The sequence below is a fragment of the Aliivibrio sp. A6 genome (assembly GCF_028765505.1).
GTDB lineage: Bacteria > Pseudomonadota > Gammaproteobacteria > Enterobacterales > Vibrionaceae > Aliivibrio > Aliivibrio finisterrensis_A.
In genome coordinates, this window is record NZ_JARACR010000108.1 from 1 (window position 1) to 699 (window position 699).

2 protein-coding genes are annotated in these 699 nt (G+C 37.5%); both read left to right on the plus strand.

The window, feature by feature from the left end:
* The first annotated feature begins 69 nt into the window (after window positions 1-69).
* Window positions 70-333, plus strand: coding sequence for a BrnT family toxin (locus PVK70_RS18820; RefSeq protein WP_045032871.1), 264 nt, complete (start codon window positions 70-72; stop codon window positions 331-333).
* Window positions 323-568, plus strand: coding sequence for a type II toxin-antitoxin system BrnA family antitoxin (gene brnA, locus PVK70_RS18825; protein WP_065603886.1), 246 nt, complete (start codon window positions 323-325; stop codon window positions 566-568). The genes PVK70_RS18820 and brnA overlap by 11 nt, the downstream gene beginning before the upstream one ends.
* Window positions 569-699: the final 131 nt, after the last annotated feature.

The following is a 699-nucleotide window of genomic DNA, read 5'->3' on the forward strand; positions in this document are numbered from 1 at the left end:
GCGTTAACCGTCTTTTCGAAACATCATCGAAAGTTGCCTTTTGAGTAATAATGGTATACTTTTAACTCTATGGTTAATTTTGAATTTGATGAAGTTAAGAGTAACTCGAATCTTGAAAAACATGGTGTGGATTTCAATGTAGCTCAATTGCTTTGGAATGACCCAGATTTAATAGAGATCCCAGTAAATACTCACGATGAACCAAGGTATATCGTAATAGCCATGCTTAATGGTAAACATTGGACTGGTGTTATTACATATCGAGGTCAAAATATCCGAATAATTTCGGTTCGACGCTCAAGAAAAGGTGAGGTAAAGGTTTATGAAAGCTAATGAATTTGATGCAAAGTTTGACGATGGCGACGATATTTTAGGCGATCTAGATTTATCTAAAGCTAAGCGTCCAATGCAAACTCAAAAACGAGTAAATGTTGATTTTCCAACATGGATGATCGAATCATTAGATCGTGAAGCTAATCGTGTAGGTGTAACTCGCCAATCGATTATTAAAGTTTGGTTAGCTGAAAGGTTAGAAAGTGTAGCGGCGAATCACGCAGCAAGCCACTGATATCAAAACGGTTAACAAATGCATCAACACGATTTACTACACTCGGCAATCTCAGTTTGCCGGGTGTTTCTCGTTTTAAGCCGTCAATATTAAGTATAATCGCATAGTAGCAAACGTGTTATGCAGGCGTT

Bases quoted from the DNA above. Each gene is read 5' to 3' on its own strand.
- PVK70_RS18820 (WP_045032871.1), top strand. From the start codon at position 70: ATGGTTAATTTTGAATTTGATGAAGTTAAGAGTAACTCGAATCTTGAA.
- brnA (WP_065603886.1), top strand. From the start codon at position 323: ATGAAAGCTAATGAATTTGATGCAAAGTTTGACGATGGCGACGATATT.